The following is a 6327-nucleotide window of genomic DNA, read 5'->3' on the forward strand; positions in this document are numbered from 1 at the left end:
ATCGGGCCGGATCAAGCCACCCCGACCGTGGGCACACAACGGGCGGTCAACCGCGGGGCATCATTCGTCACGGCATCACCTGATCCCTCCCGGAGGAGACGCCCGACCCGTACGCCCGGGGTGGCGTGCGCCGGTCCGCCGCACTCCGCCGTCACCAACCAGGATGCGCCTCCACGCGGTGAGTCACAACCATTCCGTGACGCACTATCTGGTGATGTCCGCTATTGGCAGGATGCACACAACACCACCTGATTCCGATCGGGCGGGGAGGCCTACTCTGCGTAGAATGAGCGAGTTGCCCAGCGAGCCGCGCTGGCTGTCCGAGACGGAGATGCTCGCGTGGCGTTCCTACATCGTCTCGACGCTGCGCCTGCGCCAGCGGCTGCACCGGGAACTGGTCGAGGAGCACGACGTCTCGCTGATCGACTACGAGGTGATGGTCTGCCTGTCGTCGAGGCCGGACCGGCGCATGCGGATGACCGAACTCGCCAGCATGCTGGGCTCCACCAAGAGTCGGCTGTCGCACCAGGTGGGGCGCATGGAGGCGGCGGGCTACGTCCGGCGAGGCCGGGACCCGGAGGACAAGCGTGGCGTGACCGCCGAGCTGACCGAGCAGGGAGCCGAGCTGCTGGTACGAGCGGCACCCCGCCACGTCGCCGGCGTCCGGGAACACCTCATCGACCTGCTCACACCGGAGGAACAGGTGACGCTCGGCACCGCCTTCTCCCGCGTGCTCGCACACCTGGCGGAGCTCGACGACTGACGCGTTACCCTGGGCGGACAGGGAAGCGTGGCAGAGCGGCCGAATGCACTCGCCTTGAAAGCGAGCGACCCGCGAGGGTCCGGGGGTTCAAATCCCTCCGCTTCCGCACCTCTGACCAGGGAAAACGCCGGTCGGTCCGGATCTCTCCGACCGACCGGCGTGCGCGCTGGTCTCAGTTTTGGTCTCAATCGAGGCCGATCGAGGGAACAGCGCTGCCGAGAGCGGGTCAGTCATCCACGGATGACGCATACCGATGCCAAATCTTCGGGTGGCTACTAACGCTGGCATACCTCGTGTGATGTCAGGGCGTTTCGTACGCGGTCTGCTCGGGATGATGTGTCGCCTGTGCCACGGCGAGGCGGTATGCTACTTGAAACTCACTGGAAGGTGCCGTATGGGGACAGGTAGTCACGACGACGCGATCGAATTGGTAAATATTCGAACCGGAAACGAAAGCGAATTCACGCAAAACCGGGGATACACAGTGAACCCCCTGGAGAATCCTCCGCCTCCTCCCGAGGGATTTGCAACTCCTTCTCCTAGTCCTTCTGAGGGTGTCGATGCGGCTGGCGCCGTTTCAGGTGACACGAGCCAAGATTGAGACATGACACCCGCGAGCGTCGTTGGTGTAACCGTCTTTTTCCTACTCATAATCCCGGGGATTACTTACGAGTTGCTGCGTCGGCGAGTTCTGTTGCCAATCGAAGAGAGCGGGTTTGTCCAGGTAAGTCGTATCCTGCTGTCTGGAACAATCATCTTCGCTATCGTGGTGCTGCTCTTGGTGGCTGTAAGGTCCGTCTCTCCGCGGGCACTTCTCAACCCCGGTGCCTTCATTGGCGCGGGGTCAGCGTACGCCGAGTCCAACCTCGGTCTAATTGGGAAGACCATGGGGTTCTATGTGCTGCTTGCTGTGCTTCTCGCAGTTGTGGCAAGTGACTTGAACCTAGGTTCGAAGCAAGTGAAAATCCATCGAGGTGCGGCCATCATTGGCCTCACGGAGATCGATAAGCGGCCCGAGGATGTTGCCTGGCTTGCGGTCCATCTTAAGAGCGGCAAGGAAATCCTAGGTTACTATTACGGTGCGACGACCGAGCTCGACCCCGATAAGCGCGAACTAATTCTTCAGAAGCCGCTGAGGGTGGGATACCCTGAAAAGGGCGAGCCTGCTCATATGGCGTCGGACTGGAAGAGGGTTCTCATACATGTCCGCGAAATTGAATATCTATCTGTAGCCTACGTGGCAGCGCGTGTAGTCCCGTCGGAAACAATTTCGAGGAAGCTGGTCAATTGGATGCGTGACAATTTCTTGCGGGCTAAGGTGTGCGCACCATTGGCCCTCGTAGCAGTTGCTGGCTTTGCACTACCTTGGCCGTAAGTTTTCCCCGAAGGCGCGAATTGACTGACTTTTGGAGGCTTTGTTTGGCGCGGTCAGGGCGGGGTGTCGGTTAGTCGTCCGGCACCCCGCCTCCAGACGGCATTAGCGCTCGCCGTTCCAGGGAACCCCGTATCGGTGATTACCCCAGAGATGCCCGCCCACTTGGTCGGCGATTGAGCGGCGGATTGGCGCGGTGAGGTGCTGGTACCGGCCCGCCATGCTGGCGTTGGACCAGCCCATGACGCCCATGGTTGCGCGGTCGGTTACGCCCAGCTCCAGTAGCACCGTGGCCGCCGTGTGGCGGGCGTCGTGGAGCCGAGCGTCCCGGACTCCGGCCGCGTCGAGCAGCCGTTTCCAGTGGAACTGGTCCGTGCGTGCGTTCAATCTCCGACCGAGCTGGTCAGCGAAGATCCAGCCTTCGTCCTGCCAGAGGTCGCGCGCCTGTTCCCGTTCAACTTGCTGCTCATCCCGGTGCCGTTCCAGTTCCTCGATCAGCGGCGCGGGTAGGCCGATGATCCGCTTACCCGCCTTGGACTTCGTGTCCTTGGTTTCCGGGCGGACGTTGACCCGCTGCGGGCAATGCCCGGCGTGCTTCCGGCCACAAGGCTGCTCGCATCCGTGCCGGTACTTCGGCCGGAGCTGCGACCGGCGAATCTTGAGCGTCTGTTCCTCGAAATCGAGGTCGGACCACTGGAGGGCAAGGGCCTCGCCCTGACGCAGGCCGAGCGCGATAGCGATGATCCATCGCGTCGAGTTGCGTTCCTTCCTCGCAGCGGTGAACAGTGCTCGGATCTCGTCCTTCGTGAACGGCTCGATCTCCTCTTCGTCGGGCGTGGGCGCCTTGGCTACCTTGGCTGGGTTCTTCGTGAGGAAGTCGCGGGCAACCGCATCGTTCAACGCAGCCCGGATCGTGCGGTGTACCTGGTGCACTGTGCCCTTCCGCGACCCATTCGCGAGCATCTTCCGGTACAGGCTCTCCAGATGGTGTGGCGCGAGCTTGTTCAGCCGGTGAGCCCCGACGCCTGGCACCAGGTGCTTGACGGCGTAGTAGTACGCGTCCCAGCCGTTCTCCGTCGTGGTCATCACCGCGATGTCGTTCAGCCAGTGGTCGAGCCATTGCGCGACCGTCCAGGACGTTCCGGCCTTCTGTACGGTGCCCTCGTCGCGTTTCCGCTCCAGCTCGCGAACCTTGCGCACGACCTCCGCCCGGTCCTTCGCGGAGACGTGCCGCCGGTCGGGCCGACCGTTGTCCTTGACTCCCACGGTGACGCGGCCGTGCCACCGCTTGTCTGCCCCGAGGTAGATCGAGGATTCGCCGTTGGAGTTGCGGCCCTGCTTCTTGCGTGGCAATCAATCCTCCTAGGCGGCGTTCTGCTCGGCGTGGATACGGGCGGCGTAGGCGTCGATCTCCTCGCGGGGAACGCGCCGAAGACGGTGGATCTGGACCGTGCGGATCTCCCGGTCGCGGATGAGCTGGTACATGAGCGTGCGGCCGACGCCGAGGTATTCGGCGGCTTCCTCGACGGTCAGCAGCACCCGTTCCGGCATCGGCCGGGCCGGTTCGGTGGGCTTGGCTTCCTGAACGGCGATGGCTTCGGCGAGCTTGGCGAGCGTCGCGGCGAGCTGGCTGATTTCGTGCGCGGTGGCCATACGGTCTGCGTCTCCCCGTGGTTGTGCTTGTGGCGGCGGGGGTTGAACACGGGTGGCTCCTTGGGTTGGTGTGGGTGGCTGGGGTTGTCCGCTACAGCCGCTACGTCCGCTACGTGGCTGGTCAGGGGCGTAGCGGATACGGGGGGCGTAGCGGTTGTGTCCGCTACGGTGCCGCTACGGGTCGGGGGCGGGCGTAGCGGTTGTAGCGGCTGTGTCCGCTACGCCTTCCGTATCCGCTACGGGGTTGACCTGCGGTGTAGCGCTTGTAGCGGCTGTAGCGTTTGGGGGCAGGTAGCGTTCCCAGGCGTCGGCGAGGCCTCCGGGGCCGGTGGCGCGGTAGCCCTTGACGATGCGGTCGCCGGGCTGGCGCACGTTCTTGGAGGTGACGCCGTAGGGCTTGAGCATCTTGGCCAGCCGCCGGGCGTCGAGCGGCCTGCCGTCGAGGTCGGCCCAGTCGGATTCCTCCAGGCCGTGCAGTGCGGCCACGATGTCGGCGGTGGGCAGTTCGTCCACGCCGCGCGTGGTGAACAGCTCTCGCAGGTCGGCGAGGAGTTGCAGGCGTTGGCCTCCGCCGCTGTGGTCGGTGTTGGCGACTTGGACGAAGTGGCTGCACGCGGCGCGGGCGGTGTCGGGCCAGTGCCCGCCTGCGGCGTCGGCGATGGCGATCAGGGGCCGCCAGATTTCGGCGGAGCGGTCCCGCACGCCGTCGGGCATGGCGGGCCTGCCTCGGCTGATCTTGTCGGTGACGGATTCGACCCAGGCGGCCAGCATCTCCCGCAGCGGGGTGGCCTCGCGTTCGACGTCTTCTTCCCAGAAGTCTTCGACTTCCTCGTCTCCGCGGCGGCGCTGCATGTGCACGGTGATGGCGCGGGTGGTGATGGTGGCGGGCATGTTCCCGGCGATCCCGGCCAGCGCGGCGGGGGCGTAGACCTTGAACCGGTCGACCTTCATGGCCTTGGCGTCGCCGACGCAGCGGGCCACGGTGGCTGAGCGCTTGTATCCGGCGTTGAGCAGGCCACGCAGGTCTTCGTTGTTGCCACCGGCTTTGGCGTTGAAGATCGTGTCCACCTCGTCGAACAGGATCGTGATCGGCCCGTCGGAGACCATGCGGAACAGCGCGGCCGTGGTCGCCGAGATGGTCATCTCCGGTGCCCGCACGAGGTGCTGGGCGACTTCGAGCACGCGGGTCTTGCCCGAGCCGGGTTCGACACTGGACAGGATCAGCCGGGGGGTGACGTAGAAGTGGTCGGCGGCGTGGGTGTGGGCGTACCAGAGCGCGAGCATCGGTGCGCAGTGTTGGGAGGGGAACACGTTGAACCGGGACACGAAGTCCCGCACCCGGTCCAGCACCTCGTATCCGGGAAGGACCGTGCCGTGGTGGGTGCGCCAGACCTGCTGACAGTTCTCCGAGCAGAAGTCGTCCGAGGGCGAGTCGCCCAGCGGGCGGCCGCACTGAGCACACGCTCCGCGCTCGGTGTCCGGCTGGCCGGGTGTGGTGTCGGCGTGGGTGGGTGTGGTCATCAGGCGGCGTCCTTCCTGCGGACGGGGTTGCTCGCGCCCTTGGCCAGTCCGGCGTCGACAACGCGGGCGACCTCGCGGGCGTGGGGCGGCCAGTGCGCGGAGCCGATCAGCGTTTCCCCGGCGGCGATCAGCTCGGCGCGGGCGCTGGTGTGGTCGATCAGCCCGGCGCCGACCTTGCGGCCGATGGTGTAGGCCGCCGAGGACAGCACGGCGTTGTAGGTGCCTGGTTGCGCGTCTCGCACCCGCTGCACCTCACCCCGGAGTGCGGCCGACCCGTAGGCGGTCGGGCTGGCAGAGCGGATCTCAAGCGGCGCTGAGTTGGCCGCTGCGGGCCGAACAGAGCTGGCCTGGACCAACCAGGCCGGGAGTTCGGCAGGGGCGCGCTCGTCGAGCAGTTCGTAACCGCCCTCCGCGGTCACCGAGCCCGGTCCGACCACGTATCCGCCCCCGGCGCGGGTGTCCACGTGCGCGCACACCTGGCCCTGGGTGTTGCGCAGCCGGACCCCGGGCGGGCAGCGGTAGTACCAGTGCCGCCCACCCGAGGGGGTCGCGACGGTGAACGTGGCGGGCAGCGGCCCGCCGCGCTCGGCGGCCAGCGCGGCGAGCGCGGCCGCGCCGTCCGGGCCGTGGTCACCGTCTTTCGGGGCGTCGAGGTCGACCACGACCAGCCCGGCCGGGCCGGTCGCCACACCGATGTTCCACCGGTCGGCCGTCCAGCAACGGCGGATACGGACGGGATCGGTGCTGGCGCGGTTCTCCCAGTCCTTCACGGCAGGCTGGCGCTTGGTGCCCGGGCGCAGCGGGAACACCGGCCAGCCGAGCCCGGCCAGGTACAGCGCCCAATCCAGCATCGGATTGGGGGCAGCCGTCGTGGTGACGGAGGTGGCGGAACTCATCAGGCACCCTTCGAGCAGACGGTTTCGGGATGGTTGGTGGTGGCTGCCGGGCCGGTGGGAGCGGTGCTCGGCCACCGGCCCGGCAGCAGCTCTTAACGGGGGCAGCGCGCCCACGCGGCGCG

Annotated in this window: 6 protein-coding genes and 1 tRNA gene; 3 read left to right on the plus strand and 4 right to left on the minus strand. The window is 66.4% G+C overall.

What is annotated here, in order from left to right:
- Nucleotides 1-286 precede the first annotated feature (286 nt).
- The 3 genes from B0I33_RS15280 to B0I33_RS29660 all read left to right on the plus strand — a co-directional run bounded on the left by B0I33_RS15280 (nucleotide 287) and on the right by B0I33_RS29660 (nucleotide 2138).
- Nucleotides 287-763: a MarR family winged helix-turn-helix transcriptional regulator gene (locus tag B0I33_RS15280; RefSeq protein WP_106179402.1), complete on the plus strand. Its 477-nt coding sequence runs from the start codon at nucleotides 287-289 to the stop codon at nucleotides 761-763.
- A 21-nt stretch (nucleotides 764-784) separates the two neighbouring features.
- Nucleotides 785-869: transfer RNA gene (locus B0I33_RS15285), tRNA-Ser, on the plus strand.
- A 498-nt stretch (nucleotides 870-1367) separates the two neighbouring features.
- Nucleotides 1368-2138 (plus strand): DUF6338 family protein, encoded by a 771-nt coding sequence (locus tag B0I33_RS29660; protein WP_146147502.1) that lies wholly within the window; start codon nucleotides 1368-1370, stop codon nucleotides 2136-2138.
- Nucleotides 2139-2240: 102 nt separating this feature from the next.
- On the opposite strand, the gene B0I33_RS15290 is transcribed toward B0I33_RS29660, so the two are convergent.
- From B0I33_RS15290 to B0I33_RS15305, 4 genes are all read right to left on the minus strand, one after another.
- Nucleotides 2241-3488: a tyrosine-type recombinase/integrase gene (locus B0I33_RS15290; RefSeq protein ID WP_106179403.1), complete on the minus strand. Its 1248-nt coding sequence runs from the start codon at nucleotides 3486-3488 to the stop codon at nucleotides 2241-2243.
- Between the two features lie 9 nt (nucleotides 3489-3497).
- Complete coding sequence (locus B0I33_RS29970; RefSeq protein ID WP_181193300.1) at nucleotides 3498-3788, minus strand: helix-turn-helix domain-containing protein; 291 nt, start codon at nucleotides 3786-3788, stop codon at nucleotides 3498-3500.
- 174 nt (nucleotides 3789-3962) lie between these two features.
- On the minus strand, nucleotides 3963-5309 hold the full coding sequence (locus B0I33_RS15300) for a DUF3631 domain-containing protein (protein WP_106179404.1): 1347 nt from the start codon (nucleotides 5307-5309) through the stop codon (nucleotides 3963-3965).
- Complete coding sequence (locus B0I33_RS15305; protein WP_106179405.1) at nucleotides 5309-6205, minus strand: bifunctional DNA primase/polymerase; 897 nt, start codon at nucleotides 6203-6205, stop codon at nucleotides 5309-5311. The genes B0I33_RS15300 and B0I33_RS15305 overlap by 1 nt, the downstream gene beginning before the upstream one ends.
- Nucleotides 6206-6327: the final 122 nt, after the last annotated feature.

The organism is Prauserella shujinwangii (assembly GCF_003001955.1).
In the GTDB taxonomy this organism is placed as follows: domain Bacteria; phylum Actinomycetota; class Actinomycetes; order Mycobacteriales; family Pseudonocardiaceae; genus Qaidamihabitans; species Qaidamihabitans shujinwangii.